This window comes from Lentzea sp. NPDC060358 (assembly GCF_042725365.1).
GTDB lineage: Bacteria > Actinomycetota > Actinomycetes > Mycobacteriales > Pseudonocardiaceae > Lentzea.
In genome coordinates this window covers 1-1,058 of sequence record NZ_JBHXCW010000514.1, presented here as the reverse complement: position 1 = coordinate 1,058, position 1,058 = coordinate 1, and the positions used below count along the sequence as shown (strand labels likewise).

The following is a 1,058-nucleotide window of genomic DNA, read 5'->3' as shown; positions in this document are numbered from 1 at the left end:
CCAGAACCGCACAGTGGATGCGTAGCGTCTTTGTAACAAGTCCTCGGCCTATTAGTACCAGTCAGCTCCAACCGTTACCGGTCTTCCACCTCTGGCCTATCAACCCAGTGGTCTAGCTGGGGGCCTTAACCCACAAAGGGTGGGATACCTCATCTTGGAACGAGCTTCCCGCTTAGATGCCTTCAGCGGTTATCCCTTCCGAACGTAGCCAACCAGCAATGCTCTTGGCAGAACAACTGGCACACCAGCGGTCCGTCCGTCCCGGTCCTCTCGTACTAGGGACAGCCTTCCTCAAGTATCCTACGCGCGCGGCGGATAGGGACCGAACTGTCTCACGACGTTCTAAACCCAGCTCGCGTACCGCTTTAATGGGCGAACAGCCCAACCCTTGGGACCTACTCCAGCCCCAGGATGCGACGAGCCGACATCGAGGTGCCAAACCATGCCGTCGATATGGACTCTTGGGCAAGATCAGCCTGTTATCCCCGGGGTACCTTTTATCCGTTGAGCGACCACGCTTCCACAAGCCATGGCCGGATCACTAGTTCCGACTTTCGTCCCTGCTCGACCCGTCAGTCTCACAGTCAAGCCCCCTTGTGCACTTGCACTCGACACCTGATTGCCAACCAGGCTGAGGGAACCTTTGAGCGCCTCCGTTACTCTTTGGGAGGCAACCGCCCCAGTTAAACTACCCACCAGGCACTGTCCCTGATCCGGATCACGGACCGAGGTTAGACATCCAATACGACCAGAGTGGTATTTCAACGATGACTCCACAACCACTGGCGTGGCCGCTTCACAGTCTCCCACCTATCCTACACAAGCCGAATCGAACACCAATACCAAGCTATAGTAAAGGTCCCGGGGTCTTTCCGTCCTGCCGCGCGTAACGAGCATCTTTACTCGTAATGCAATTTCGCCGGGCCTGCGGTTGAGACAGTCGAGAAGTCGTTACGCCATTCGTGCAGGTCGGAACTTACCCGACAAGGAATTTCGCTACCTTAGGATGGTTATAGTTACCACCGCCGTTTACTGGCGCTTAAGTTCTCAGCTTCGCC

Annotated in this window: 1 rRNA gene; it reads right to left on the bottom strand. The window is 56.0% G+C overall.

The window, feature by feature from the left end:
- Positions 1-31: 31 nt before the first annotated feature.
- Positions 32-1,058: ribosomal RNA gene (locus tag ACFWGZ_RS41295) — 23S ribosomal RNA — on the bottom strand; the annotation flags it as partial.